The sequence below is a fragment of the Aquirufa sp. OSTEICH-129A genome, assembly GCF_054558355.1.
Genome location: NZ_JBPXKC010000002.1, coordinates 258,354 through 285,083 on the forward strand (window position 1 = coordinate 258,354; position 26,730 = coordinate 285,083).

A 26,730-nucleotide genomic window follows, 5' to 3' on the forward strand; every position below is an offset into this window, starting at 1 on the left:
TTTTCTATATGCTTTTACGCATATTTCTCCCTTTTTATTAAATAGAGGCATGAAAAGCATCCACAGCAGCTCTAACACTTCCATGTTGATCCAATAATTCCGAAGCTTTATCTTCTGTCACACCCGTGGCCTCCTTAACCATACGAATGGCTCGTAAAACTAATTTGTGGTTACTTAAGGCCATATCCACCATTTTATTTCCTCGAACCCGACCTAATCGAATCATTACCGCAGTCGAAATCATATTCAAAACCAATTTCTGTGCTGTACCTGATTTCATGCGAGTACTACCCGTCACATACTCAGGCCCCACTACCACTTCGATCGGATATTGAGCCACCTGGGCAATCAAACTTCCCTTATTACAAACAATGCAAGCGGTTAAAACGCCGTGGGCATTGGCATCTCGTAGACCTCCAATAACATAAGGCGTCCTTCCTGAGGCGGCAATACCTATCACCACATCATGTTCATCAATGTCGTAAGCTTTCATATCGAGCCATGCCTGCTTTTCATCATCTTCGGCATTTTCCACAGCCCTTCGAATGGCGCCATCACCCCCTGCAATTAAACCTATAACCCAATCATGAGGGACTCCGTAAGTTGGAGGACATTCCGAAGCATCTACCACTCCTAATCTACCACTTGTACCAGCTCCTATATAAAATAATCTGCCACCCTTTTGCATTCTAGCAACTATCTGTAAGACCAATTTCTCAATTTGAGGTATCACCTTTTCTACCGAATAAGGCACTGTTTTATCTTCGGCATTGATTTGTCGTAAAATGGTATCTACCGACTGTTTATCCAAATCCAAATAATTAGAGTCAGACTCGGTGGCTAGCTTGCTTAAATTCTCGGTCATTATTTTGAAGAAAGTGTGTAAAAATGCTTAAAAAAATGAGGAATTGTTTCTATTCCTTTATAAAAATTAAACAAGCCAAAATGCTCATTAGGCGAATGAATGGCATCTGAATCCAATCCAAAACCCATTAAAACCGACTTAATTCCTAATTCTTTTTCAAAAACAGTAGGTACCGGTATACTTCCTCCGCCACGAGTAGGAACGGGCTCTTTTCCAAATGTCTCGGCTAAGGCCTTGGAAGCAGCTTGATAAGCAATGGAATCCGTTGGCATCACATAAGCCTCCCCACCATGATGGGGTGTGACAGTCACTTTCACTCCTTTAGGTGCTATGGACTTAAAATGATCTATAAACAACTGGGTGATTTTTTCTGAACTTTGATTTGGAACTAATCGCATGGAAATTTTAGCATGCGCTACCGAAGGGAGAACTGTTTTAGCCCCTTCACCAATGTATCCACCCCATATTCCGTTAACATCCAGTGTCGGACGGATGGACGCTCTTTCAAGGGTAGAATAGCCTTTTTCCCCATGTACGGAAGCAATTCCTAAATCTTTTTGATAAGCATCCAAATCAAATGGTGTTTGAGCCATAGCCGCTCGGTCGGAAGCACTTAATTCTTGAACAGCATCATAAAAACCTGGAATGGTAATCCGATTAAATTCATCATGCATGGAGGCAATCATTTCACATAAAATATTGATCGGATTTGCTACCGCACCTCCATAAACCCCTGAATGTAAGTCGCGGTTTGGTCCTTGAACTTTTACTTCCAAATAGCTTAAACCTCGTAAACCTACATCAATGGATGGAATGTCATTGGCAATGATGGCCGTATCAGAAATCAAAATAACATTTGCCTTCAATAATTCTTTATGATTCGCCACAAAAATGGCTAAATTATTGGAGCCAATTTCCTCTTCCCCTTCAATCATAAACTTGATGTTACAAGGTAAATTATCCGTAGCTAACATCGCTTCAAAGGCTTTCACATGCATGAAAACCTGTCCTTTGTCGTCAGAAGACCCACGGGCATAAATGATATCATCTTTGATAACTGGTTCAAAGGGCGGGCTCTCCCATAATTCCAAAGGGTCTGCAGGTTGAACATCATAATGTCCATATACCAAAACAGTAGGAGCTTGGGGATCAATGATTTTCTCACCATAAACCACTGGAAAGCCAGCAGTTTCTTCTAAACGAACGTGATCTGCACCAGATTGACGTAAATTTTGGGCAATATATTCTGCCGCTCTACGAACATCTCCAGCATAGGCAGGATCCGCCGAGATAGAGGGGATTCGTAATAAATCCAATAATTCATCTAAAAATCGTTGTTGATTTGCTTGAATATAAGCTTGCGTTTTTTTCATATCGAAAGGCGAATGGGATTACAACATCCACGCACAAAGATAAATAAAAACGACTTAGGATTGTTTCTTTCGAGGGATTAGATACATGCGATTCTCCTTTCCTTGAAGGATACGCGCAATATTTTTGCGGTGCATGAAAATGACCAAAGATGCCACGATAAATCCAAAATATATCAGAATCGGAAATTCCTCTCCAAAGACCTTGAAAACCATCAAAAAGGGAAATACCAAGGAGGCCACCATAGAACCTAAAGAGACGTAATTGGATACATAAAATACAAGTAAAAATACAGCTATGCTCACCAAAGCTGCTTCGGGATGCAAGGCCAAAACCATACCCATCAAGGTGGCCACTCCTTTTCCTCCTTTAAAATCACAAAATATGGGCAGCAAGTGACCTAATACTGCCAAAAATCCAAAGACAATTTTTAAGGATACGCAGGTCTGCCAATCAATCAAATGAAGGTAAAATAAAAAAGTAGACAAAGAAGTAGCTAAAAATCCTTTAAATGCATCCACAAACAAGACAATACTACCTGCTTTTTTTCCTAATACCCGAAAGGTATTGGTAGCTCCTGCATTCCCACTTCCCAAGGTACGGATATCTACTCCATGGTAGGCTTCACCATACCAAATAGCCGTAGGTATAGAGCCCAATATGTAGCTTAATAAACAAAGCCCAATGAGAATTAAAATCATTATAATATTAAATGTCACCATAATTTAACGAGGCGCAGAACCCAAATATAGGGTGGCTTAAACCTAAAATCAAGAACATTAAAAACATTCTTGAAATGTTTAAATTTTCGTCTTAATAATATACCAAAATTGCTTAGAATGAGAAATTAACCGATGCCATCAGGCGAAAAGCCTTAGGTGAACCGTGATCCATATACGACAAACGGTGGAAGGCTTGAATCCTAAATAATTTGAAAATATTATCGATTCCATAACCCACCTCAGCATAAGGTACATTAGGATTCAAGGAGTCAAAAGAATACATGTCGAGAAACTTCGATTTCAATGGATTATTGACATCTTTCATGATGTCTTTATTTGCCTTTCTTTGACTGCCCCACAATAAATTTCCGCTAGCAATAAATCGCCATTTCAATTTCTTGATCAAGGGAATACGATTGAATAATAAACCTTCGAAATTATGGTTGTATTGCAAAGAAACGAATTGATCACTCACAAATTCAAAATAATTCATGGTGGAGAAGGCACTACGTACAAAAAACAAAGTCTCATTTCCTAGATGAGGAAATAATAAGGGAGCTGGTAAGTTGGATGGGGTATAACCCATGGATAAGGTATAATCAGATCTACCTAAAGTGCCTAATCTAAATGTTTGATAAGCTTTTAGCGTAAATCGCTCGTAATCAAAATCACCTCCCAAAAAGCCTTTTAGTCCCCTTTGATATCGAAAAGTCACCACGGGTATGCGCTTGGTAGCTAAAGTGATGCGTTCATTACCATTCATGATAAAAGTTTCCCCCTTGGCAAATCTAGCTTCTAGGGTAAAAAAGGACTCTTGGTAATAATCTTGTACAGGCGAAGCATTCCCTAACTCAGGTTTTAAACGGTATTGAAATCTAAACAGTGGATCAAATGAACGCGTATTCATTTGAGCTGTAAAACTCAAACCTTTGGTAAGCTCAGTACTAAAAAATGCCTCACTTTCCCTTCTAAAAAATGCTCCAGAAAAAGCTCCCCATCGGGTAAAAGCATAAAATAAGCGGTTATCACCAATTAATTCGGGAGTTAAACCAACCCGTTCGATATCATAGGAATGCCGTAATCCAGCAATTGTCCACTTCGCTTTGGAGAAAAGATAATTGACTTCAATGGAATATTTGGGCACTAAATCTTTTGTACCAAATCCCACATTACCTCGCAAAATCCAATGTTTATCAAAATTAGAATTGGTTCTGAATCCCAATCTAAATCGTGCTCCCTCCAAGCGATTGACGGCGAAACTACTCAAATAAGGCCCCACCTCAATATCATTGAACTTCTTATAACCACTCAATGCTATTTCCGCTATTTCCACATAGGTACGCACAACGGGCAAATTCTTTACCGAATCAATCAAGGCAAAGGCCGTTAAATCTTGTCGACTTAAAGGTTCATACCGTGCATGTTTCCAAAACTCAGGGTCAGGTTCTTTGGCATCCTCGGCTACTTCTGAAGTCAAATCATAAAACTCTAATGGCTTAGGCTGGTTAACAATAAAGCCTTTATTGGAGATATACATCTTTAATAACATCCCAGCTGAGCCTTTGGTCAGTTCTTCAATATCAATTAAAAAACGAGTGCGCGAGGGTAACCAAGCTCCATCAGCCACTTGTTCTAATTCTTGAGAGATTTTAATCTTATCAATGAAATTTAAATTGGCTTGCTTGTCGATCACCGCATCAATCTGCACTAAAGCAAAACTGGTAGTATCAATCCACATTTGACCCGTAAAGACTAGGTCTTGTGGATTTTTAGGATCAAAATCCAATTGATAGCAGATATGACCATCTACATTGACGGTATCGCCCAAGAAATATTTATAATTTCCTTTCCAGTTATCTCCAATAGGGCTGGCAAAATCCTTTCCGAAGAAGGGCACATAATTTTGGTAAAAATTATAATTTGCTACCAGATTACCACCTACCAACTGGGAGATGAAACCTCCGTCTTGTACCCCGACACCTTTGATATTGGTCTTTAGGATTTTTTCCTTCTTTCTTTTGGGGGACTCACGGTAATAAAATTTACCTATTGACTCCGAGATGTATGTTGGAATAACAGGCTTTCCATCTTCTCCTGCTTCTTTTTCAAACTTTTTAATGGAGGATTCAATCTCCCGCATGATTTTTGTATTCCTTAATTTCTCTGAAATGTTGTCTACATCCAGCTCCATTTTGGTATAAGAATCATACTCATAAGCCGTCAACTTATTGCGGTCATGGATGTCGCGCTGCTTTAATACTTGACGTAAAATTTTGAAGGCTGGATTTTCCCCAGAATACACCACGACTTCTTGCAAAGATCTCTGGGCTGGTTCCAATTGAAAATCAACTACTTGAGTCGTTTTCTTCTTATCAATGAATTTGACCTTTTTTTTGTACCCGACAAAAGATACAAATAAAGAATCCGTTAAGACTTTGGAATTAAACGTGTATTCCCCTTGAAAATTAGTTGTTGTACCTAGATTTATACCCACTAAACCCACCGAAGCAAAGGGCACAGGATCTCCATTGGAAGCATCCGTTACTCTTCCCTTGATCACATATTGAGCTTCAGCCCAATGCACACCCACCAAAAGAATTAGCAGAGCCAAAAAAACACGACTTCTCCAATTCATTTATCTACTGTTGAACAAAGTTAAAAGCTTAAAAGATACCTAAGCAAAAATACAGATTGATTGCAACAATCCCACTATATGTCGTGAGATTTTCGATTTTCGTCGACAAATCTTTTGAATTTCTGTAAAGCACGCGCTCGATGAGCCATTTGATTTTTTTCTTGAAGGCTCATTTCGGCAAAGGTCCGACTTTCACCCTCGGGCTGAAATACGGGATCGTATCCAAAACCAACTGAACCTTGGGCTTGTAAAGTAATATTTCCTAGTATTTCTCCTTCAAATTGAAAATACTGACCTTGTACATGATAGGTTAAAACGGTCACGAATCTTGCTTGGCGTTGATTGATGTGTTCTAAATTTTTCAATAATAATTCAAGATTCTTACGATCGTTTTTGGGCTCCCCGGCATACCTAGCGGAATAAACACCAGGTGCTCCACCTAAGGCTTCCACTTCTAAACCTGAATCATCCGACAAACAAGTAACCTGATAGCGTTGAGCAATGAATTGTGCTTTCAACAAGGAATTTTCCTGTAAGGTTTTTCCAGTTTCTGGTATTTCTTCCTCCAGACCCAAGTCTTTGACGGTTCTAAGCTCAAACTCCCCTTGTAAAAGCGTTGCAAGCTCTTCTACCTTATGAGGATTTTGGGTCGCCAGATATAAGATGGGTAACATGGAATTATTGAACTGGAACCTCTATTTCAAAGCATAAAGGTGAGTTGGCTGGAATAGATCCTTGGTTATTGGCGCCATATCCAAGTTTGGATGGTATGATGACGATGGCTTTTTCTCCCATTTTCAACTTCATGATACCTTCATCAAAACCGGCAATAAGTTGACCTGCTCCTACCAACATAGATGCTCCATTACGAGAATCAAAAATTGGATCATAAACGACCTTTCCGGCAGCATCCAGTTTTAAATAACTAAAACCTAAACGTCCTGTATAGTTGACCAGATACGTTTGAGCTGGTATTAGGGCTTTACCATTGGGATTAGAAATGGTTTTTTGGAATATCAAACCACTACTTGTCACCTCAGGATTGTTGACATTGTAGGTCTTTTTCATCTCATCAATTACCTGAGTTTCTGATTGGATAGAAATCAACTCTATATCGATTTTAATGACAGAAAAAGCAGGAATAAGGCCATTTCCATAAGAGCTACCACCAAAGGCTAAACTAGCTGGTAGTATAAAGACGCCTTTGTCGCCTTCTTTCATGTATCGCAAAGGCAATGAGAAAATACTCTCAAAACTTCCCGTTACATAGGCCCTAGGCTGCTTAAGAATACGGGAGGTAGAATCTACTTTGGAACCGTTTAATAAAGTCATGACATAATGGAACTTCACTAAATCGGTGTAATTAGCTTGTTTACCCGAAGTCCCTGCAGATAAGATGGAATAATACATCCCTTCTGGAGATTTTTGGGCATTTAACTTGTTATCCTTAATGTATTTTTGAATATCACTTTCGTTGTTTTCAACCTGTTGATCGATGGCATTAAAATTACAACTAGCGAATGTGAAAAGCGTAAAAATTAGTGTAATAATTAGGTAAAGTGTACTTCTATTCATGATAACTACTCATTAATTTTGGCTAAATATACTTCAAACATCAAGGGGGTATAACCCGGAATACTTCCTGATCCTGCTTGACCGTACCCCAAGGTAGAAGGGAAAACCAAGATAGCCTTCTCCCCCAATCGCATTTTCTCGATACCTTTTTGAAAACCTTTTACGGTTTGTGATCCTCCAATGGTTACTGAAAGACTGTCTGTTTTCAACATATTACCGTCAAAAGCTACACCATTTAAAAAACGGCCTGTATATTTCACTTTGACGACTTTACCGCTGGCAGCTAATTCCCCAGTACCTTTAACTAATTGTATAAATCGTAAACCATCCTCGGTGGTTTCAGTGACATTATAACCACGAGCAGCTATAAATTCATTGATATTATCAGCTTGTGAACGTACTTTATAGGATTTAATCGTCACTCTCATAGGTGTGTAGGCAGGTAAACCCGGAAACTCCTGGGCCGTTCCTGGCAATGCCAATACCGCCTGTTCTCCTTCACGAAGAAATGCCATCAAGCGGCTAAATACTGGATTCGTAAATCCATAAAGATAGACAAATGGAGCATTGTTTTTACGATCAGTACTGTCTAGGACCTGACCTGTAACCAAGTTAGCAAATTCAAAGTGTACGGATAAGGTGTCCCCTTTAGTGGCTAATTCGCCGCTTGGATTTGTTTTAGTGAGCACATAATAGGCTCCGTTTTCCATGGCGGTTGGACTTTGGCCCAATTTAGTAAAATAGGCAGTAATCTGAGCTTGATTTTCTTTGGCTCTAATTTCATCCACTAATTCCACATTGCTTAAACAAGCCCCCAAACCCAAAGTCAAAGCCAAAAAAGCACTAATTCTAACAAACATTCGATTGACCATCATCATATAGATTCACTAATTCACTCAATTTTATTCCATTTTAAACGAATATGATATCCGATTCGTATGGAACAAAGAAGTAAGGGGACCGAAATCCCCTTAAAATTTATTTTTTGTTCAATAACTCTACTTCAAATACCAATACTGAATTGGCTGGAATAGGACCACGCTCTTGATCTCCATAACCTAAAGCTGAAGGAATAACGAAGATACCTTTTCCACCTTTTTTCAATAAAGTTAATGCCTCGTTGAAACCAGGAATCATTTGACCTAATGGCATTTCAGCAGCACTTCCTTTATCAAATTCTTTACCATCAACGAAAGATCCACGGTAGTTTACAGACCAAGTCTCTCCCATTTTAGCTGAAGCTCCAGCACCTGGATTAAGTATAGCATAATACAAACCGGAAGCTGATTTCTGGAAATTCTTACCTGATTTAGCCACATAGTCAGCTATCACCTTTGGCTCTTGAGCCAATTTTCCAGCCGCCGCTTGCTTGTTAGCAGCCGCTTCTTTTTCCATTTCTTTTTCAAACTCTGCACGTGATTGTACTTTTAATACCTTAACTGTGTATTTCAAATCTGAACCAGGCTTCAAGAATGGAGGAAGTGGCGCTTGAATGTTTTTAGTCAAACTATCGATCGGAACTAAGATAGTAGCACTATCTCCTAAGGCCAATAAACGTAATCCGTTTTCGAAAGTACCTTTGAATGAACCAGGAGCGTTATTCGGAGCTTGAATCATTCCTTTACCTGGCTTACCTTCTTTGTAAGTATCCTGTAAAACAGAATCTGTTGAATTTTTAATCACTAAACCAAAAGTAATGATGTCTCCATCCTTCAGTTTTTTGGCTTTGTCGTCATGACTGTGAAATTGAATTTTTACGCCATCGATAATCTCGACTTTGTTTTGATTACATGCAGACAAAAATACGACTGCGGATAAAAGACCAATGAGTTGTTTACGCATGATTGTTTTGTTGAGACCTGAGTCTGTTATAGATTGTTTTAGATTGTTTCGTTTATAAATTTTTAACTCGATTTATTTCAGAAAGATACAAAGGTAACACTTCTTGCAATTTTTCCTTCGCCCCTTCGATGGAGCTAGAAGAAAATCGACCACCTGAGGCATTTTTGTGACCACCTCCTTCAAAATATGTAGAGGCAAATTCATTGACAGCAAATGGTTCGATGGACCGAAAAGATAATTTAATACCATCAGGACGCTGTATTAATAAAATAGCCCAAATTGCCCCAGCTATTTGTAAGCCATAGTTTACGATACCTTCCGTATCTCCGGCTTGGGAATTAAATTGCTTTTGATCCTCCTCTGTGATCCAAAGTAAGGCCAAATGGTATTCAGGTAGATAATCCAAGCGGTTGGCTAACACATGGCCTAAAAATCGCAAGCGGTCCAAACTAGCCGAATCAAATATTTTTCGATGAACGGCATTGGTATTAACCCCTTTTTTAATCAATTGAGCTACCACCTCATGTACATGGGCTGTCGTGTTGGGATGGCGAAAAGAACCTGTATCCGTCATGATACCAGAATACAAGCAGGCACCCATGGATTCATTTATGTAGGCATCATGTCCCCATTCTTGAATCAAATCAAAAATTAATTCACAAGTGGAAGCGGCGCTTGTCCGGTGATAATAATAATCACCAAAATCCTCTGGATTGAGGTGATGGTCAATCACTACTTTTTTCCCACGAGCCGCTTTAATTAAATGACTCAGACCATGCAAACGTTGCATACCTGAAAAATCCAAACAAAAAACGAAAGCCGCTTCTTGAATGATTGCTTCAATTTGTACTCGATGTACCGTATCTTCAAAATTAAGTATATCCTCCGCTCCTGCCATCCACTTTAAGTTGGCAGAAACCACTGAAGGTACGATAACACGGACATCAACACCCAGCTGAAGCAAATAATTTTGCCAAGCTAATGAAGAGCCAATGGCATCAGAATCAGGATTAAAGTGCGTCGTGATGACTGCCTTAGTACCAGGAAGTAATTGTGCTTGAAGCGCCGAAATGGAAGACATAAATTTGATAATGCGCCATAATAAATTTGGGCGTTCGCAAAGTTAAAGATAAATTTGATTAAAAATTTTACTATGCCTACAAATCGCACCTTTACTATGATCAAGCCTGATGCTGTGGCAGATGGCTTTACAGGACCCATCATTCAGCAAATTGAAGCAGCTGGTTTTAAAATCTTGGCTCTTAAAAAAGTACAATTAAATAGTGAAGAAGCTGGTAAGTTTTATGCTGTTCATGCAGAAAGACCTTTCTACCAAAGCTTGTGTGATTATATGAGTTCAGGAGCCATTATCCCGATGATTCTTGAAAAAGAAAACGCCGTTGAGGATTTTCGCAAACTGATTGGCTCTACTAATCCAGCGCAAGCAGCCGAAGGAACTATTCGCAAACAGTTCGCCAGATCCTTGGAATCCAATGCCATTCATGGTTCTGATTCCAATGAAAACGCCGCCATAGAAGGTTCATTTTTCTTTTCTGAAAAAGAACTTATCTAATTATTTGTGCTTAAAGAATAAAAAACCATTCTCTTCTTTCATGAAGGTAAGATGTGGGTGATATCGCATGGCATCATCCACATCATTTTTCATGACAAAGTAAGTAGGTCTATCCACACGGTCATTCTTAATCAGTGTTTCTCCATCTGGAGAGCCTTCTGGCTTTTGGAAATATAGGAGATGAGCAAATGACTTAAAACCAACGGTTTCTATGTACACCTTTTGACCTACTTTAGATTCATAAAAATCTATCACAGTAGCCTGCGTATATCCTTCAATTTTTGGCACCACTACCGCCATGTAAACCATGATGATGGCAATTCCCGTTATCATTAAGCCATAAATGCGCTTAGGAACTAAGGCCCCTTTCTTGGTAATCCAAAACAAAATAGCCAAGGCAAATGCCAATCCTATGCCTATTTCAAATCCCGACCAATAAACAGGAGCTTGTAAATTTCCTTGAACAAATTTATCCTCAATGTAAGGAATGAATTCAAAGGCATGAGATCCAATGTAGGGCACTAGGGATAAAATTAATGAAAACAACAAACCTATGACAAGCAGCCCGATGCTGTGAATTCTTTTCCAAGAACTGAAGCCCGATTCCCAATCGCATAAAACTCGGGCAGAAAAAAAGCTCAATGGAATCCAACACATGGAAGAATAATGAACAATTTTAGTCTTAACTAAACTAAATAGAATTAACACGACCCAAAATAATATTCGAAACCAAAGGCTCAAATCTCGCTCATGCTCCGTAGCTAAATTAATTTCAGATTTTCGGGAAATCAATGGACTTATCGCCCAAATGGAAATAGGAAAACAGCCTAATATTAATACGATGGCATGGTAATAAAAAGGCTGGCCATGTCCTGCATCGCCGGTAGTTAAAAGCCGAACTTGGTAAGCAAAAAAATCAGCAATAATGCCAGTTCCAAATTTTAAGGCAATGATTCCGTACCAAGAGATAAAGAAAATAATAGCAATGATACTAACCCAGGTTAGCGCTTTCAACCAAGCAAAAAGTCGGCTCCATTCTTTTCGATTCAAAACGAGATAAACCACAGCGGTTAATCCCCAAATCAACAAGGCAACCGGACCTTTAGTTAATAAAGCAAGACCGATAAAGCAGGCAGAAATAACTAATTCCTTTGTGGCAAAGTCTTTCCAAAAAGATTGAATTAAAAAATATACCCCCAAGAAAATCAACAAATTAAATAATGGATCAATGATGCCGGAACTAGCATACACATGAGGAGTAATGGCCGCTAAATACGAAAATGCCCATAAATGACCCATTTTAGGTGAAAAATGCTTCACTCCAATTCGATATAATGTCAATAAAGTGGCAATTCCAATCAAGGCATTAGGAAAGCGGGCGGCAAACTCCATGCTAGTCCAAGCCAGGTCTGTAAATGTCCCAAAGAATTGAAAACTTAAGGCTTGCAACCAGATAAACAAAGGTGGTTTTTCCCAAAATGGCTTAAAATTAATTTGAACACTGAGGTAGTCCCCCGTTTTAATCATTTCTCTGGCCGACTCCGCAAAATTGATTTCATCCCAATCAAATAAATGGCTCGCCCCAAGAAAAGGAATATACACCAAGGCCCCGATAAAGAACCAAAAAAGGTAAGGTCTACGCAGCAGGATTGGACTCATGAGGCATTTTTTTATAGATGGTCAAATAATATAGGATAGCTGAACTCATTACCCCAATGATGGCCCCAACCGCGGTATCTATGGGAAAGTGTTGAAAAAGATACACGCGCGACAAAGCGACACCTGCGGCCATGCAAGCCATGAGAATACCCCAGCGAGAAGATTTGATTATCAAGGCCATCCAAAAAAACATAAACCAGGCAGCTGCGGTATGTCCGGAAGGCATACTATTAAATTCATTGATAAATACCCCGGGTACGGTATACCATGTATAGCTTTCATCTCTAAAATAAGCGAATGGCCTTAAACTACCTTCAAAAACAAAATGCTTAAGTCCCTGAGTGATGAGCGTGGATAATAGATAAGATGCTAAATAGGGTAAAACCCATTTTCGCTGTTTAATGTATAGAAATATGGCAAAAAGCAAAGGCAGGAATACCTCTGCTAAACTGGTGAAAAACCGAAATACTAGGTCTAAAATGGGTTGATGCCACTCATTAATCCAGCGCACTTGATCAAATCGCTGAAAGGCTAAGGAATAAATCCAAACAATGACTTCGAAGAACAGCCAAGTCCGTATAAAAGATCGAATGGAGGCGGGTAGTTGATTCATGAATTCAAAGGTCGTAAGATTTTATCAAATTGTTCCAGCTTAACCTTGCTGTTTCCAAAAAAATGACTAATTTTGCAATCCTTTTTACCCGAGAGAACATGAAAGTATTGGATGCCTATCAGATACCCATCATTTCCTTAGAAGATAAATCGTACCGATATAGCTTTGAGGGCGGAGATGAATTTTTTAAGGCTTTTGAGCAGGAATGGGTACAAAAAGGCAAGTTTCAGGCAGAGATAGAGTTAAATAAATCTGCTACCATGATCCAGGTTTTGATGAAGATCAAAGGCCATTTGAATTTAATTTGTGATCGATCCAATGAGGAATTTGAGTTCCCCATGGATATTCAGGAAAAGTTAATTTACAAATACGGGGATCATTTTGAGGACTTGGGGGATAATCTGTTTTTAATTGACAGAAAAGAACCAAAACTTGATTTATCGCAGGATTTATATGATTTCATAGCCTTACAGGTGCCTATGAAAAAATTACATCCTAGGTTTGTTAAACCAGAAGATGAATCAGCTGAAAACGAATTTTTATATACCACAGCCAAGGAAACTGATATTCCTAAAACAGAGGAAGAAAGCATGGATCCACGCTGGGCAGCATTAAAAAAATTAACAGACAATAATTAGAAATTAATTCAATTTACATACAATGGCACATCCTAAAAGAAAGATTTCAACCACACGCCGTGACAAAAGACGTTCTCACGATTTTAGCACTCCAAGACAATTAGCTGTGGATAGCCAAACAGGAGAAACTCATTTATTCCACCGTGCCCACGTTCACGAAGGAAACTTATTCTATAAAGGAAAGATGATCGTAGAAGGTTATTCTTCTTAGTCTTATTTCTCTTTATCAAGGAAAACAACTTATTTTTGCCTCAAGCGAAAATATCCCGTTAAAATGCTATTTTTTGACTAAATTTAATACTATTTTTGCCTCAAGCTTTAGTAATTAAACATAATTAGATGAAAATAGCGGTCGACGTGATGGGTGGAGATTTTGCTCCGAAAGCAGTAATAGAGGGTATACTTTTAGCGCTTCCAAGTCTTTCCAATAATGAAATAATTCTAGCTGTAGGTCCTCGTGATACCATCCAAGCTATTTTGGATGAACATCAATATACTGGAACGCAAATCCAAATCATTCACGCAGATCAGGTGATTGAAATGGGTGAACACCCTACCCGAGCTTTATCCCAAAAACCCAATTCCTCCATCGGAATTGGGTTTGGTCTTTTAAAGGAGGCTAAAGCCGATGTCTTTGCTTCGGCAGGAAATACAGGAGCCATGATGGTGGGATCCTTATTCTCCGTAAAAACCATTGAAGGTATACAAAGACCAGCCATTGCTGGTTTTGTTCCACAGACCAATGGAAAATATGCCGTGATGCTGGACATTGGTGCCAACGCGGACTGTAAGCCAGAAATGCTTGAACAGTTTGCCTTGTTAGGTTCCGTATATTTTGAAGCTACTACTGGCATCAAATCCCCTCGCGTAGGCCTCATCAATATTGGTGAAGAAGAACAAAAAGGTTCTATTTTGGCCCAGGCGACTCATGCTTTATTAAAAGCGAATACAAACATTAATTTTATCGGTAATATTGAAGGAAAAGATTTCTTCAAGGGAAAAGCAGACGTTATTGTAACGGACGGCTTTACGGGAAACATCATGTTAAAAATGGGTGAATCCATTTATAACATCATGAAGGACCAAGGGATGACCAATGAATTTGTTGAAAATACCAATTACGAAAAATACGGAGGTAGTCCCATCATTGGAATCAATGGCAACGTGATCATCGCACATGGTGCATCGAGTCCGCTAGCTATTAAAAATATGATTGGACTATGTAAGTCCGTGGTGGAATCGAAAGTCTACGAGAAAATCAAGGGCATCATCGAGAACAAATAAAAAAGTTTAGGTTAAAGAAACATGACCCATAAAATAAACGCAGCCATTACCGGAGTAGCAGGATATGTACCGGACTATGTGTTGACCAACGAAGAATTAGAAAAGTTAGTCGAAACTAACGACGAATGGATTACCACTCGTACCGGAATCAAAGAACGTAGAATTCTCAAAGGTGAAGGCTTAGGAACTTCTTTCATGGGAGCCAAAGCTGTCACTGAATTATTGAAGAAAACGAATACGAAACCAGAGGAGGTTGATTTATTAATTTGTGCTACGGTTACCCCAGACTATTTTTTCCCGTCTTGTTCCAACTTGATTTGTAAATCAGTGGGTATTCGCGAAACGGCGTCTTTTGATTTAGCTGCTGCTTGCTCGGGCTTTTTAAATGCTTTAGGAACAGGTACTGCCTTCATCGAATCAGGCCGTTACAAAAAAGTTGTGGTAGTGGGTGCAGATAAAATGTCGGCCATTGTAGACTACACAGACCGCACTACTTGCATTCTTTTTGGAGATGGAGCCGGTGCCGTGATGTTGGAACCTACAGAAGATGGTATGGGGGTTCAAGATTTTATTTTAAAATCAGACGGAGAAGGTTGTGAAAGTTTGATGCAAAAAGGAGGTGGAAGTGCCTATCCTCCAAGTCATGAAACCATCGACCAAAAACTACATTATATCCGCCAAGAAGGTCAATCTGTTTTCAAATTCGCGGTGACGCGCATGGCAGATATTTCTGCGGAAATTATGGAAAGAAATCAATTGACAGGAGATGATATTGCCTTTTTGGTACCTCATCAGGCCAATAAGCGCATTATTGATGCTACGGCGAACCGCATGAACATTGGGGAAGATAAAGTGATGTTGAATATCCATCGATATGGAAATACCACAGCAGCCACCATCCCATTATGTCTTTGGGATTATGAAAACCAATTGAAAAAAGGAGATAATTTAATTTTAGCAGCTTTCGGTGGAGGCTTTACCTGGGCATCTGCTTATGTGAAGTGGGCTTATAATCCGAAATAATTTTACATTACATACATGGCAACTACAGCAGACATTAAAAATGGAATGGTTATCAAATACAATGATGACCTTTTTTCCATCGTCGAATTTTTACACGTTAAACCAGGAAAAGGCCCAGCTTTCGTTCGCACGAAATTGAGATCCTTAACTTCTGGCAAAGTGATTGATAATACTTTCAACTCAGGGGTAAACATTTATCCAGTTCGTGTGGAGAGAAGAAAATTCCAATTCATTTATAAAGATGAATATGGATATAACTTCATGGACAATGAATCATTTGAGCAAATCTTGTTAAATGACAACCTCGTGGTGATGGCAGATTTAATGAAAGAAGGTCAAGAAGTAGAAATCTTAATTAATACCGAGAATGATGAGGCTATTTCTTGCGAATTACCTCCATTCGTGGAATTAAAAGTAACTTACACAGAACCTGGTGTTCGTGGAGATACAGCTAACTCGCCCAAAAAACCCGCTACCGTAGAGACAGGTGCCACCATTACCGTACCTATCTTTATTGAACAAGACGAAGTTATCAAAGTAGATACGCGTACTTACGCCTATGCGGAAAGAGTAAAATAAACAGCTTATCTCATTTTTATTACATTTGTACCATAAGCACAAGCAGGTAAACCTAATACTATCAAGAATGGACACCAAAGAAATACAGCGATTACTAGATTATATCGCAAAATCACCTCTAGCAGAGGTTAGTATTGAAACTGAAGGATTAAAAGTTTCTGTTAAAAAACATGGAGAAGCTGCACCAAGTGTACAAGTAGTTCACAGCCCAGCTCCTGCAGCTACGCCTGCACCGGCAGTTGCCGCGGCTGCACCAGCCGCTCCAGTGGCAGCAGCACCGGCTCCAGTAGCAGACAATTTATATACAGTAAAATCACCTATGATTGGAACCATTTATTTAGCTCCAGGGCCAGATAAAGGTAATTATGTAGAAGTTGGATCGAGCATCGAACCTGGTAAAACGGTTTGTATGATTGAGGCAATGAAATTATTCAACGAGATCGATGCGGAAGTATCGGGTAAAATCGTGAAAATTTTAGTGGATAATGCCACACCTGTTGAATTTGACCAACCCCTTTTCCTAGTAGAAAAAGCATAATATAAGCTCCGCCTGCAAAAGGCTTTAGAGCGCCAAAAAAGAATTACTATGTTTAAAAAAATACTCATTGCGAATCGTGGGGAGATAGCCCTTCGAATCATTCGTACCTGCAAGGAAATGGGCATCAAAACGGTGGCTGTTTTTTCCACAGCAGATCGCGACAGTTTGCATGTTCGTTTTGCGGATGAGGCGGTTTGTATTGGCCCCCCTCCCAGTAAACAATCTTATTTAAGTATCCCTGCCATTATTTCAGCCGCTGAAGTTACCGGTGCTGATGCCATTCACCCAGGTTATGGCTTTTTATCTGAGAATGCAGAATTTTCTCGCATTTGTGAAGAACACGGAATCAAATTTATTGGAGCTTCGGCTGAGATGATTAATTCCATGGGAGATAAAGCCACGGCAAAAGATACCATGAAAAAAGCTGGGGTACCTGTGATTCCTGGTTCAGATGGTCTCCTGGATACCGTCGAGGAAGCCATAGAATTAGCCAAAAAAATTAAATACCCTGTTATCATCAAAGCCACTGCTGGTGGTGGTGGACGCGGTATGCGTATCATCCGTGAAGAGTCTGAATTTGCTAAACTTTGGGATGATGCCAAAATGGAAGCTGCTGCAGCCTTTGGAAACGATGGAATGTACATGGAGAAATTCGTGGAAGAACCTCGTCATATTGAAATTCAGGTAGTGGGCGATAAATTTGGTACTGTATGTCACTTATCAGAACGTGATTGCTCCATACAAAGACGTCACCAAAAATTGTGTGAAGAGACACCATCTCCTGCCTTAACAGACGACCTTCGTACTCGTATGGGTGCAGCAGCAGTGGCGGGTGCTGCGGCTATCAAATATGAAGGAGCTGGAACCATTGAGTTTTTAGTAGACAAAAATGGCGACTTCTATTTTATGGAGATGAATACACGTATTCAGGTAGAGCATCCTATTACAGAAGAAGTAACCGATTTTGACTTAATAAAGGAGCAAATTAAAGTAGCAGCTGGTATTGCTATTTCAGGGCAAAATTACTTCCCTAAATTATATGCTTTAGAATGTCGTATTAACGCGGAAGATCCTTCCAATGGCTTCCGACCATCTCCTGGTAAAATCACCAACTTACATTTACCTGGTGGACATGGAGTACGTATTGACTCCCACGTTTACTCTGGCTATACCATCCCTCCAAATTATGATTCCATGATTGCGAAAGTGATTGTAAGCGGACAAAGCAGAGAGGAAGTTTTACTACGAATGAAACGAGCGCTTCAGGAATTTGTGATTGAGGGAATTAAAACGACCATTCCTTTCCACATTAAATTAATGGATGACCCTGGTTTTCAATCGGGTAAATTCACCACAGCCTTTATGGACAGCTTTGATTTAAGCAATTTATAGGCCCTGATGGAAACATTCAAAGAAGGAGGCGAAGGCCTCCTTTTTTGTTTTCAGACATATATTTTTATTTTTTGATATCTCGCTTGGATATTAGTCTTTGAATTTCTAAATTTGCACTCCCATTTTTCGATTGAATGCCCGTTTAGTTGCAAAATAGGTCATAATCAAATCCTTAAGACAAATTCCGTGGTCTTTATGGTGCGATTCAACAGTTAAACAATACTATAGTGGATACTTTAAGTTACAAAACCATCTCCGCCAATAAGGCTACAGTACAGAAAGACTGGGTGGTGGTAGATGCTGAAAATCAAGTTTTAGGACGTTTATGTTCTGAAATCGCAAAAATTATTCGTGGCAAGCACAAGCCTTCATTCACTCCACACGTAGATTGTGGTGATAATGTCATTGTGATCAATGCGGAGAAAGTTCGCTTGACAGGAAAGAAAATGACTGACAAGGTGTACATCCGTCACACAGGATATCCAGGTGGACAGCGTTTTGCTACTCCACGTGAGGTGTTAGTTAAGAACCCACGCGGTGTGATAGAATCTGCGGTGAAAGGTATGTTACCAAAAAATCGTTTAGGACGTGAATTATTCACTAACCTATTTGTATATGCTGGTACTGAGCACCCTCATGCAGCTCAACAACCAAAAGAAATAAAGTTTTAACGGACAATATGACCCAAAAATAGGTCAATCCTCAATCAAATGGCAGAATTAACAAGCAAAATCGGTAGAAGAAAGACGGCAATTGCCCGTATTTCAATGACCCCTGGTAAAGGCCAGATTAAAATCAACGGCCGTACGATGACTGATTACTTCCCATCTGAAATTCTTCAGATTGTCGTTAATCAGCCTTTCGCATTAACCAACACATTAGGTTCTTTTGATGTAACCGCCAACGTAGATGGTGGTGGAATCAAAGGACAAGCTGAAGCTTTACGCTTAGCTATTTCTCGTGCATTGCAAACGCAAGACTCGGAATTACGTTCACCTTTGAAAAAAGAAGGTTTCCTAACGCGTGACCCACGCATGGTAGAACGTAAGAAACCAGGTAGAAGAAAGGCGCGTAAGAGATTCCAATTCTCTAAGCGTTAATCCCAAATTGCGTGGAAAGGGCTTGTCTGTTGCCGATGCCTTTTCCACATTTTTATTTTTCCTCATTCTTAAACTCAAAAAATGGCACAATTAAGCTACAATGAATTATTAGATGCAGGTGTACACTTTGGACACCTTACCCGTAAGTGGGACCCGAAAATGGCTCCTTACATCTTCATGGAGAAGAACGGGATTCACATCATCGATCTTAATAAAACTCTTTCTTGTTTAGACGAAGCTACTGCAGCTATGCGTGCTATCGTTCGTTCTGGTCGTAAGATCATGTTCGTTGCGACTAAAAAGCAAGCACAAGAAGTGGTATCTGCTGAAGCAGAAAAATTAAAGATGCCTTACGTAACCGATCGTTGGTTAGGTGGTATGTTGACTAACTTCGCGACTGTACGCAAGTCTATCAAGAAGATGTCAAGCATCGACAAAATGTTAAAAGACGAAGTAATCGTAAAAACTCTTGCTAAGCGTGAGCGTTTAATGATGACGCGTGAAGAAGAGAAATTGAAGCGTGTATTAGGTGGTATCACTGAATTAACTCGCCTTCCAGCAGCTCTTTTTGTGGTTGACGTTAAGCGTGAGCACATTGCAGTAGAAGAAGCTAAAAAATTAGGTATCCCAGTTTTTGCTATGTGCGATACTAACTCTAACCCAGATTTAGTTGATTTCCCTATCCCTGCAAATGATGATGCTTACAAATCCATTGCTGTTATTACAGCTGCTATTGGTAAAGCTATCGAAGAAGGTTTAGCTGAAAGAAAACAAGATAAAGACGATGCTCGTTTAGCTGAAGAAGAGGAATCAAAGCGTATTGCAGATGAGGAATCACAAGAAGCAGCTAAAGTAGCCGCTAAGTACGAAAAAGAAGCAGAACAAGAATAAACATATTCATAAAATGTCAATTACAGCCGCAGACGTTAATAAATTACGCCAAATGACTGGCGCCGGAATGATGGATTGCAAAAAAGCTTTGACGGAAGCCGATGGCGATTTCGAAGCAGCAATCGATATTCTTCGTAAAGCAGGTCAGAAGGTAGCAGCAAAACGTGCTGAAAACGCAACCAACGAGGGAGTAGTACTCGTAGCTCTTTCAGCCGATCATTCAAATGGTAAATTAATCGCTCTTGCTTGCGAAACTGAACCAGTTTCAAAAGTAGCCGATTTCAATAACTTAGCTCAAAGCATTCTAGAAGCTGCTGTGAAATCACACGCTCCTAGTGCTTCTGCTCTTTTAGCTGAACCACTTTCAGACGGACGTTCAGTAGAAGGTCACATCATTGAATTAACAGGTAAAATTGGTGAAAAAATCACTTTAGCTGCCTATGAAAACATTGATGCGGAGAAAGTTGTATCTTATATCCACTCCAACAACAAAATCGGTGTTTTAGTAGCATTCGAAGGTGTTGAGGGAACAGATGTGACAGAAGTAGGTAAAGATATCGCGATGCAAATCACTGCGATGAAGCCAGTAGCTTTAGATAAAGATGGTGTTGATGCGGAAACGATTCAACGTGAAATCGAAATCGGAAAAGATCAAGCTCGTCAAGAAGGTAAGCCTGAAGCGATGTTAGAGAAAATTGCAGTTGGTAAATTAGAGAAGTTCTACAAAGAATCTACTTTATTGAACCAACAATTCGTGAAAGATTCATCGATCAATATTCGTCAGTTGTTAGAGCAAACTCAGAAAGGTTTGACGATCTCAACTTTCAAACGTGTGGCTTTGGCTTAATTTCCAATCCACCGAAAGTAAAAAAGACCAGCTGAAAAGTTGGTCTTTTTTTTGCCCATTAGATTTTTTTAATTCTGTGTAAATGAACATCTTCTATTCCTCGAAGTGTGTAACCTCGCTTTCGCATCAACCCAGATTCAATAAAGCGAAAATATCGTTCATTAGCCGCATTGAATTTACGGAATGATTCTACCCGTTGCCTTTCGGCATCATGCTTTTCATTTAATATTTCAAATTGAAATACAATACTTCCTTCAAATCTCATAGCGGTTACATTGATTATCGGTTTGGACAAAAAAATGAAAATTATTTAACGGAATATAGTCTGTCAATAAATCATAATAATCGCGAATTAAATTTCTTAATTGAACGTCGAAAGCAAAATCTACCATTTTACCTAAAATTCCCTTCATTTGAAATCAACTTTAGCATTTCAGTACTTAATATCAACTACTTGATATTTGGTAATCTTATTTCCTGAAAAACATAATCTCTAATTTTTATAAAAGTGGTGATTTCTCATTTTCATTAGTCCAAGACATTTTCTAACTTGTATTAGTTTATATCTTTTGTTTTCCATTTTTTTAAGCAAATGTCAAAAATTGTAGTCCTAGGCGGGGGTGAAAGTGGCGTTGGGGCTGCCTTGTTGGCCAAACATCAAGGCTTCGAGGTCTTTTTATCCGATCAAGGACAATTAAAACCCGAATACCAACAAAACCTATTGGACGCGCAAATTCCTTTTGAACAAGGAAGCCATACCATGGAAAAAGTGCTGGAAGCTGATGAAATAATCATCAGCCCAGGAATACCCGAAAAAAGCCCTATCGTCAAAGAAATTAAGCAAAAAAACATTTCTCTTATTTCAGAAATAGAATTTGCAGCACGGTATACACAGGCCAAAATCATTGCTATTACCGGTAGCAATGGAAAGACAACCACCACCCTATTAACCTACCATTTATTAAAAGAAGCAGGATATCGAGTAGGTTTGGCTGGTAATATCGGCCATAGTTTTGCTAAACAAGTCATGGAAAATCAACATGACTATTATGTATTAGAAATTTCTTCCTTTCAGCTTGATCGTTGTTACCATTTTGCTCCTGATGTAGCCGTATTATTAAACATCACCCCCGATCATTTAGATAGGTACGATTACCAATTCGAAAATTATATTCAATCGAAATTTCGCATTTTTCAAAATGCTACCTCCCATAATACGTGCATCTTTTGGTCAGGTGATCCCGTACTATTATCGCACGCTAGCTCTTTACCCCATCAAGCAAAGCTAAGAACCATTAGTTTTGATGATTCTAAGGCCGACATGCTGATCCAAAATAATCAATTGAAGGGTGCTTCTCAATTCCACTTAAACCTGGAGGATGCCCCTTTGAAAGGCCCACATAATGCCATCAATATGTCAGCAGCAATTTTGGCAGCAGAAGCTGTTGGAATTAGTGCAGAGTCTATTCATAGGGCACTTAAAACCTTTGAAAACGCCCCGCACCGACTAGAACCTTGTGGAACTTGGAATGGAGTACAATTCATTAATGATTCCAAAGCCACGAATGTCGACGCAGTTTTTTATGCCTTAAATAGTTTCAAACAACCCATCATTCTACTCATTGGAGGTGTTGATAAAGGCAATGAATATGAAGTCTTGGATGATTTAGTCAAAGAGAAGGTAAAAGGTATTATCTGCCTAGGTACAGATAACAAAAAACTAGAATCCCATTTTGGGCCTATTTGTTCTTCCATCTTTTCAACAGACAATTTAGAGATAGCTGTCAAAAAAAGTATGGAGTGGGGACAAGCTGGAGATGTAGTATTGCTCTCTCCTGCCTGCGCTAGTTTTGACTTATTTAAAAACTACGAGGATCGTGGAAATCAATTTAAAGCCATGGTAAAAATGCTCAACGATGGAAAATAGAATCTCTGAATTCATCAAGTCTAAATTAGCTGGAGATTACCAAATATGGTTCATCGTATTTGTCCTAAATGCCTTTGGCTTGCTCATACAGTTTTCTGCCAAAGGCCGTATGGTGATGATGAATCCGATGGACCCTATCATGAGCTTTATTAAGTCTTTCGTGATCTTAATATTCTCATTCATCATGATGTCGTGGTTCTCTCGGCAAAACTATTTGAAATTTGCGCAATACAGTCATTTAGCACTTATCTTTTCCTGGATGCTCATCCTAGTTGCCTTTATTTTTGGAGAAAGTAAAGGAGGAGCAAGTCGCTGGTTGGAGATTGGACCTATTTCTTTTATGCCCTCAGACATGGCTAAATTATGTTTGATAGGTAGTTTAGCAAAAGACTTTTCAACCCGACAATCTAATCCTGAGGCATATAATTGGCAGTTTTTCCTTTGGTTATTAATTAAAATTGGAATCACCTGCTTCTTGATCATGTTATCAAACTTTTCAACAAGCATTTTGATATTCCTGACTAGTATCATCCTAATGATTTTTGGTCGGGTTCCATGGAAACAAATTGGTTACATCATTGCCTCCGTCGCTATTTTGGCTAGCTTGGTCGTTACCCTTGAAATAGGCCAAAGAGCAAAAACCGTAAAAGCAAGGATTACAAATTTTAGAAATCGAGTAGGAAAACAGGATAGTAAATCCATTGACAAAAAAGACGAAGATTACCAGCTTTACCGAAGTTACTATGCCATTGCCACGGGAGCATTAAGCCCCAAAGGACCTGGTAGAAGTCAGCAACGTTACTTCCTTTCACAGGCAGAATCCGATTTTGTCTATGCCATTATAGTAGAAGAATACGGTATCGTCGTGGCCATTTTAATCCCAATCTTTTTCCTCTGGCTCATGTACCGAGGGGCGAATGCCGTCCGGCATAGTGGTAAACCATTTGGTGGATTACTATCGGCAGGACTCACTTTTTCTATCGTTTTTCAAGCCTTTATCAATATGCTGGTTGCTGTAGGTGCAGGTCCAGTGACAGGACAGCCTATGCCCATGGTATCAGCAGGTGGTACTTCACTGATATTTACAGCCATTAGTATTGGTCTCATTCTTTCAGTAAGTAGAGATAAAGAACAAGAAACTAAAGATCTTAAAACTATTATTTAGTGAAACCAAAAAGAATCATCATTTCAGGGGGTGGCACTGGTGGACATATCTATCCAGCCATTGCCATAGCTTCAGCTATCCAAGAATTGGCACCCAATAGTGAATTTCTATTTGTAGGTGCTGAGGGAAAAATGGAAATGGAGAAAGTGCCTAAAGCTGGTTTTAACGTTGTAGGGCTCCCTATCGTTGGCATCAACCGTCAACACATGATGAAAAACCTACTTTTCCCCTTTAAATTAATCAAAAGTCTATCCAAAGCGTTTTCTATATTAAATGAGTTCAAACCTGATTTGGCCGTAGGAGTTGGTGGATACGCATCGGGCCCCATGTTACTAGCTGCTTGGATTAAAGGTGTCCCATTTGTCATCCAAGAACAAAACTCTTTTGCAGGAATTACCAATAAATTTTTGAGTTCCAAAGCCCAACAAATCTTTGTGGCCTACCCCAATATGGAAAAATTCTTCCCCAAAGAAAAAATTCATTATTTAGGTAATCCTGTTCGAAAAGACTTGATCGATCAAGCCGGTAAAAAAGAAAAAGCCATCAAGCATTTTGGTCTAAATCCTAAAATGCCTTGCATTTTAATCATTGGAGGAAGCCAAGGAGCTAGAAGCATCAATTTAGCTATCCAAGCCGGATTAGAAAAATTAGCCCAATCTCAGGTGCAAATTATTTGGCAAACAGGTATACCTTTTGAAAAAGAAGCCATAGCCTCCGTAGAAAAGCAAAAAGATCTAAGCGCTTTTGTGTCGGCATTTATCTATGAAATGGATTTGGCCTATGCTGCTGCCGACTTAGTGATTTCCCGAGCAGGCGCTCTTTCCGTGTCAGAAATTTGCTTGGTAGGAAAAGCCAGTATCTTAGTTCCGTTACCGAGTGCCGCTGAAGATCATCAAACCCAAAATGCCCATAGCCTAGTATCCGAGGGTGCTGCCATATTAGTCAAAGATGGAGATGCCCAACAGACATTAATCGATGAGGCCATTAAAAGCTTACAAAACAAAGAGCTCATCGCTCAAATTGAAAAACAAAGTAAATCCATGGCTAAACCGATGGCCGCACAAGATATAGCTACGAACATTTTAGCCTTGCTTACCCTACATGAAAAGTAATATTCAACTGAAAGATTTAACTTATGTCTATTTCCTAGGTATAGGGGGTATCGGTATGTCGGCCATTGCCCGCTGGTTTTTACATAATGGATTTCCAGTGGCAGGATACGATAAAACAGAAAGCCCATTGACCAAAACCCTTAGTCAGGAAGGCATGAATATCCATTATACGGATGATATTACCTGCATTCCTGCTGAAATTCTGGCGGATACAGCGCATAGCCTATTCATTTATACACCAGCCATTCCGGCTGATCATGTTGAAAAAAACTATTTGCTTAGCTTAGGCATTCCGCTATTTAAAAGATCTGAAATATTAGGCTGGATTACACAACAAATTCCAACCTTAGCTGTGGCAGGGACACATGGTAAAACCACGACTTCTTCCCTATTGACGCATTTACTTATTCATGCCAATAAAAATGTGACCGCCTTTTTAGGTGGAATTACACAAAATTATGGGACGAACTTTATTCCCAATAAAGACAAAGAAAATATCATTTGTGTGGTAGAGGCCGATGAGTACGATCGTTCATTTTTAACCTTACACCCTTATGCGGCCGTAGTTACCTCCACCGATGCTGACCATTTGGATATCTATGGAGCCTCAGAACAAGTGGTAGAATCTTTTCAATTATTTGTTAGCCAAATTCAGGACCAAGGTTTTTTTATTCAAAAAGTAGGCTTGGGTTTAGTATCCCAACAAAAAAATGCAACTTTTGGAATAGATTCAGGTGATTTCCAGGCTATTAATATACGTATTCAAGCACATCGCATGGTGTTTGATATGCTATATCCTGGGGGTGAAATTAAAGATATTCCGATGCGTATTCCAGGTTTTCATAACATTGAAAATGCTTTAGCAGCGGCTGCCCTTTCCATGCAAGTGGGATTAACAGGTGAAGAAATTAAAGCAGGTATTGCTAGCTTCAAAGGTGTAAAAAGAAGGTTTGAATACCATGTTGAATCCGAGGATCATGTCATGATTGATGACTATGCACACCATCCTACTGAAATAGCGGCATGCTTGAATTCCGTACGGGCTTTATATCCCAATGAGAAAATAGTGGCTGTTTTTCAACCACATTTATTTTCCAGAACTAGGGATTTTTTAGATGATTTTGCACAAAGTCTTTCCTTAGCAGATGAATTATATTTATTGGACATTTATCCAGCCAGAGAACTTCCCATTCCGGGAGTCACTTCTGAAAAATTATTGGAAATTGTCCAGTTAGAACATAAACAATGCATCAGCAAAGAAGCTTTAAAACAAGTCATTAAAGTCAAAAAGCCCCGACTATTAGTCACCATGGGTGCAGGAGATATTGATTTACTTTTGGCCGATTTAAAAGACTCATTACAATAAAATTAAAAAAAAA

Annotated in this window: 28 protein-coding genes; 16 read left to right on the forward strand and 12 right to left on the reverse strand. The window is 39.3% G+C overall.

Features of this window, described 5'->3' with window-relative positions:
* Positions 1–37: 37 nt before the first annotated feature.
* From murQ to SKC36_RS05015, 9 genes are all read right to left on the reverse strand, one after another.
* Positions 38–865, reverse strand: a complete 828-nt coding sequence (gene murQ / locus SKC36_RS04975) for an N-acetylmuramic acid 6-phosphate etherase (RefSeq protein WP_459465010.1) — start codon at positions 863–865, stop codon at positions 38–40.
* Entirely contained in the window at positions 865–2,238 is a 1,374-nt protein-coding gene (locus SKC36_RS04980) for a dipeptidase (RefSeq protein WP_459465012.1), read from the reverse strand. Before SKC36_RS04980 ends, murQ begins: the two co-directional genes overlap by 1 nt.
* Positions 2,239–2,292: 54 nt before the next feature.
* Positions 2,293–2,937 carry a glycerol-3-phosphate 1-O-acyltransferase PlsY gene (gene plsY, locus SKC36_RS04985; protein ID WP_459454285.1) on the reverse strand — a complete coding sequence of 215 codons (645 nt, stop codon included), beginning with the start codon at positions 2,935–2,937 and terminating at the stop codon, positions 2,293–2,295.
* Positions 2,938–3,070: 133 nt separating this feature from the next.
* Positions 3,071–5,593, reverse strand: coding sequence for a DUF5686 and carboxypeptidase-like regulatory domain-containing protein (locus SKC36_RS04990; protein ID WP_459454284.1), 2,523 nt, complete (start codon positions 5,591–5,593; stop codon positions 3,071–3,073).
* A 74-nt stretch (positions 5,594–5,667) separates the two neighbouring features.
* Entirely contained in the window at positions 5,668–6,267 is a 600-nt protein-coding gene (gene rdgB, locus SKC36_RS04995) for an RdgB/HAM1 family non-canonical purine NTP pyrophosphatase (protein ID WP_459465014.1), read from the reverse strand.
* A gap of 4 nt (positions 6,268–6,271) precedes the next feature.
* Entirely contained in the window at positions 6,272–7,168 is an 897-nt protein-coding gene (locus tag SKC36_RS05000) for an FKBP-type peptidyl-prolyl cis-trans isomerase (RefSeq protein WP_459454282.1), read from the reverse strand.
* A gap of 5 nt (positions 7,169–7,173) precedes the next feature.
* Positions 7,174–8,028 (reverse strand): FKBP-type peptidyl-prolyl cis-trans isomerase, encoded by an 855-nt coding sequence (locus SKC36_RS05005; protein ID WP_459454281.1) that lies wholly within the window; start codon positions 8,026–8,028, stop codon positions 7,174–7,176.
* Positions 8,029–8,146: 118 nt separating this feature from the next.
* Complete coding sequence (locus SKC36_RS05010; protein ID WP_459454280.1) at positions 8,147–9,010, reverse strand: FKBP-type peptidyl-prolyl cis-trans isomerase; 864 nt, start codon at positions 9,008–9,010, stop codon at positions 8,147–8,149.
* A gap of 52 nt (positions 9,011–9,062) precedes the next feature.
* Entirely contained in the window at positions 9,063–10,091 is a 1,029-nt protein-coding gene (locus SKC36_RS05015; RefSeq protein ID WP_459465016.1) for a DHH family phosphoesterase, read from the reverse strand.
* Between the two features lie 72 nt (positions 10,092–10,163).
* On the opposite strand from SKC36_RS05015, the gene SKC36_RS05020 reads away from it, so the two are divergent.
* On the forward strand, positions 10,164–10,583 hold the full coding sequence (locus SKC36_RS05020; RefSeq protein WP_459454278.1) for a nucleoside-diphosphate kinase: 420 nt from the start codon (positions 10,164–10,166) through the stop codon (positions 10,581–10,583).
* Here the strand turns inward: SKC36_RS05020 and SKC36_RS05025 are convergent, their stop codons facing one another.
* On the reverse strand, positions 10,584–12,242 hold the full coding sequence (locus SKC36_RS05025; RefSeq protein WP_459465018.1) for an ArnT family glycosyltransferase: 1,659 nt from the start codon (positions 12,240–12,242) through the stop codon (positions 10,584–10,586).
* A complete protein-coding gene (locus tag SKC36_RS05030) occupies positions 12,220–12,855 on the reverse strand; it encodes a phosphatase PAP2 family protein (protein WP_459454276.1) in 636 nt (211 codons plus the stop codon). Before SKC36_RS05030 ends, SKC36_RS05025 begins: the two co-directional genes overlap by 23 nt.
* Before the next feature lie 62 nt (positions 12,856–12,917).
* Here SKC36_RS05030 and SKC36_RS05035 point away from each other — a divergent pair, with 62 nt between their 5' ends.
* The 11 genes from SKC36_RS05035 to tsf all read left to right on the forward strand — a co-directional run bounded on the left by SKC36_RS05035 (position 12,918) and on the right by tsf (position 21,147).
* Positions 12,918–13,493: a YceD family protein gene (locus tag SKC36_RS05035; RefSeq protein WP_459454275.1), complete on the forward strand. Its 576-nt coding sequence runs from the start codon at positions 12,918–12,920 to the stop codon at positions 13,491–13,493.
* A 22-nt stretch (positions 13,494–13,515) separates the two neighbouring features.
* On the forward strand, positions 13,516–13,704 hold the full coding sequence (gene rpmF, locus SKC36_RS05040) for a 50S ribosomal protein L32 (RefSeq protein WP_459454274.1): 189 nt from the start codon (positions 13,516–13,518) through the stop codon (positions 13,702–13,704).
* A 128-nt stretch (positions 13,705–13,832) separates the two neighbouring features.
* Positions 13,833–14,777, forward strand: a complete 945-nt coding sequence (plsX, locus tag SKC36_RS05045; protein ID WP_459454273.1) for a phosphate acyltransferase PlsX — start codon at positions 13,833–13,835, stop codon at positions 14,775–14,777.
* Positions 14,778–14,798: 21 nt separating this feature from the next.
* Entirely contained in the window at positions 14,799–15,800 is a 1,002-nt protein-coding gene (locus tag SKC36_RS05050) for a beta-ketoacyl-ACP synthase III (RefSeq protein ID WP_459465020.1), read from the forward strand.
* A gap of 15 nt (positions 15,801–15,815) precedes the next feature.
* The gene (gene efp, locus SKC36_RS05055) at positions 15,816–16,379 is read left to right on the forward strand and encodes an elongation factor P (RefSeq protein ID WP_459454271.1); all 564 of its coding nucleotides are present in this window, start codon (positions 15,816–15,818) and stop codon (positions 16,377–16,379) included.
* A 67-nt stretch (positions 16,380–16,446) separates the two neighbouring features.
* On the forward strand, positions 16,447–16,917 hold the full coding sequence (gene accB / locus SKC36_RS05060) for an acetyl-CoA carboxylase biotin carboxyl carrier protein (RefSeq protein WP_459454270.1): 471 nt from the start codon (positions 16,447–16,449) through the stop codon (positions 16,915–16,917).
* A gap of 48 nt (positions 16,918–16,965) precedes the next feature.
* Positions 16,966–18,309, forward strand: coding sequence for an acetyl-CoA carboxylase biotin carboxylase subunit (gene accC / locus SKC36_RS05065; RefSeq protein ID WP_459454269.1), 1,344 nt, complete (start codon positions 16,966–16,968; stop codon positions 18,307–18,309).
* Positions 18,310–18,536: 227 nt separating this feature from the next.
* Positions 18,537–18,980 (forward strand): 50S ribosomal protein L13, encoded by a 444-nt coding sequence (gene rplM / locus SKC36_RS05070; RefSeq protein WP_109322237.1) that lies wholly within the window; start codon positions 18,537–18,539, stop codon positions 18,978–18,980.
* A 39-nt stretch (positions 18,981–19,019) separates the two neighbouring features.
* Positions 19,020–19,409, forward strand: coding sequence for a 30S ribosomal protein S9 (rpsI, locus tag SKC36_RS05075; RefSeq protein ID WP_109322236.1), 390 nt, complete (start codon positions 19,020–19,022; stop codon positions 19,407–19,409).
* Positions 19,410–19,490: 81 nt separating this feature from the next.
* Positions 19,491–20,300, forward strand: a complete 810-nt coding sequence (rpsB, locus tag SKC36_RS05080) for a 30S ribosomal protein S2 (protein WP_459454268.1) — start codon at positions 19,491–19,493, stop codon at positions 20,298–20,300.
* A 13-nt stretch (positions 20,301–20,313) separates the two neighbouring features.
* Positions 20,314–21,147, forward strand: coding sequence for a translation elongation factor Ts (tsf, locus tag SKC36_RS05085; RefSeq protein WP_109322234.1), 834 nt, complete (start codon positions 20,314–20,316; stop codon positions 21,145–21,147).
* A gap of 58 nt (positions 21,148–21,205) precedes the next feature.
* Here tsf and SKC36_RS05090 read toward each other — a convergent pair whose 3' ends face one another.
* Positions 21,206–21,442: a hypothetical protein gene (locus SKC36_RS05090; RefSeq protein ID WP_459465021.1), complete on the reverse strand. Its 237-nt coding sequence runs from the start codon at positions 21,440–21,442 to the stop codon at positions 21,206–21,208.
* Positions 21,443–21,739: 297 nt separating this feature from the next.
* Between SKC36_RS05090 and murD the strand changes: the two genes are divergently transcribed.
* The 4 genes from murD to murC are packed head-to-tail and all read left to right on the forward strand — an operon-like array spanning position 21,740 to position 26,717.
* Positions 21,740–23,074: a UDP-N-acetylmuramoyl-L-alanine--D-glutamate ligase gene (gene murD, locus SKC36_RS05095; RefSeq protein WP_459465023.1), complete on the forward strand. Its 1,335-nt coding sequence runs from the start codon at positions 21,740–21,742 to the stop codon at positions 23,072–23,074.
* Positions 23,064–24,239, forward strand: coding sequence for an FtsW/RodA/SpoVE family cell cycle protein (locus SKC36_RS05100; protein WP_459454265.1), 1,176 nt, complete (start codon positions 23,064–23,066; stop codon positions 24,237–24,239). Before murD ends, SKC36_RS05100 begins: the two co-directional genes overlap by 11 nt.
* Complete coding sequence (gene murG, locus SKC36_RS05105) at positions 24,239–25,351, forward strand: undecaprenyldiphospho-muramoylpentapeptide beta-N-acetylglucosaminyltransferase (RefSeq protein ID WP_459465025.1); 1,113 nt, start codon at positions 24,239–24,241, stop codon at positions 25,349–25,351. The genes SKC36_RS05100 and murG overlap by 1 nt, the downstream gene beginning before the upstream one ends.
* Entirely contained in the window at positions 25,341–26,717 is a 1,377-nt protein-coding gene (gene murC, locus SKC36_RS05110; protein WP_459465027.1) for a UDP-N-acetylmuramate--L-alanine ligase, read from the forward strand. The genes murG and murC overlap by 11 nt, the downstream gene beginning before the upstream one ends.
* Positions 26,718–26,730 lie beyond the last annotated feature (13 nt).

Excerpts from the sequence above, each read along its gene's own strand:
- SKC36_RS05020 (WP_459454278.1), top strand. The coding sequence starts at position 10,164 with ATGCCTACAAATCGCACCTTTACTATGATCAAGCCTGATGCTGTGGCA.
- tsf (WP_109322234.1), top strand. The coding sequence starts at position 20,314 with ATGTCAATTACAGCCGCAGACGTTAATAAATTACGCCAAATGACTGGC.
- plsX (WP_459454273.1), top strand. The coding sequence starts at position 13,833 with ATGAAAATAGCGGTCGACGTGATGGGTGGAGATTTTGCTCCGAAAGCA.
- rpsB (WP_459454268.1), top strand. The coding sequence starts at position 19,491 with ATGGCACAATTAAGCTACAATGAATTATTAGATGCAGGTGTACACTTT.
- murQ (WP_459465010.1), bottom strand. The coding sequence starts at position 865 with ATGACCGAGAATTTAAGCAAGCTAGCCACCGAGTCTGACTCTAATTAT.
- murC (WP_459465027.1), top strand. The coding sequence starts at position 25,341 with ATGAAAAGTAATATTCAACTGAAAGATTTAACTTATGTCTATTTCCTA.
- plsY (WP_459454285.1), bottom strand. The coding sequence starts at position 2,937 with ATGATTTTAATTCTCATTGGGCTTTGTTTATTAAGCTACATATTGGGC.
- SKC36_RS05010 (WP_459454280.1), bottom strand. The coding sequence starts at position 9,010 with ATGCGTAAACAACTCATTGGTCTTTTATCCGCAGTCGTATTTTTGTCT.
- rpmF (WP_459454274.1), top strand. The coding sequence starts at position 13,516 with ATGGCACATCCTAAAAGAAAGATTTCAACCACACGCCGTGACAAAAGA.
- SKC36_RS05035 (WP_459454275.1), top strand. The coding sequence starts at position 12,918 with ATGACTAATTTTGCAATCCTTTTTACCCGAGAGAACATGAAAGTATTG.
- SKC36_RS05005 (WP_459454281.1), bottom strand. The coding sequence starts at position 8,028 with ATGTTTGTTAGAATTAGTGCTTTTTTGGCTTTGACTTTGGGTTTGGGG.
- SKC36_RS05030 (WP_459454276.1), bottom strand. The coding sequence starts at position 12,855 with ATGAATCAACTACCCGCCTCCATTCGATCTTTTATACGGACTTGGCTG.
- SKC36_RS04990 (WP_459454284.1), bottom strand. The coding sequence starts at position 5,593 with ATGAATTGGAGAAGTCGTGTTTTTTTGGCTCTGCTAATTCTTTTGGTG.
- SKC36_RS05025 (WP_459465018.1), bottom strand. The coding sequence starts at position 12,242 with ATGAGTCCAATCCTGCTGCGTAGACCTTACCTTTTTTGGTTCTTTATC.
- SKC36_RS05015 (WP_459465016.1), bottom strand. The coding sequence starts at position 10,091 with ATGTCTTCCATTTCGGCGCTTCAAGCACAATTACTTCCTGGTACTAAG.
- accB (WP_459454270.1), top strand. The coding sequence starts at position 16,447 with ATGGACACCAAAGAAATACAGCGATTACTAGATTATATCGCAAAATCA.
- SKC36_RS05100 (WP_459454265.1), top strand. The coding sequence starts at position 23,064 with ATGGAAAATAGAATCTCTGAATTCATCAAGTCTAAATTAGCTGGAGAT.
- SKC36_RS05000 (WP_459454282.1), bottom strand. The coding sequence starts at position 7,168 with ATGAATAGAAGTACACTTTACCTAATTATTACACTAATTTTTACGCTT.
- rpsI (WP_109322236.1), top strand. The coding sequence starts at position 19,020 with ATGGCAGAATTAACAAGCAAAATCGGTAGAAGAAAGACGGCAATTGCC.
- efp (WP_459454271.1), top strand. The coding sequence starts at position 15,816 with ATGGCAACTACAGCAGACATTAAAAATGGAATGGTTATCAAATACAAT.
- rdgB (WP_459465014.1), bottom strand. The coding sequence starts at position 6,267 with ATGTTACCCATCTTATATCTGGCGACCCAAAATCCTCATAAGGTAGAA.
- SKC36_RS04980 (WP_459465012.1), bottom strand. The coding sequence starts at position 2,238 with ATGAAAAAAACGCAAGCTTATATTCAAGCAAATCAACAACGATTTTTA.
- accC (WP_459454269.1), top strand. The coding sequence starts at position 16,966 with ATGTTTAAAAAAATACTCATTGCGAATCGTGGGGAGATAGCCCTTCGA.
- murD (WP_459465023.1), top strand. The coding sequence starts at position 21,740 with ATGTCAAAAATTGTAGTCCTAGGCGGGGGTGAAAGTGGCGTTGGGGCT.
- SKC36_RS05050 (WP_459465020.1), top strand. The coding sequence starts at position 14,799 with ATGACCCATAAAATAAACGCAGCCATTACCGGAGTAGCAGGATATGTA.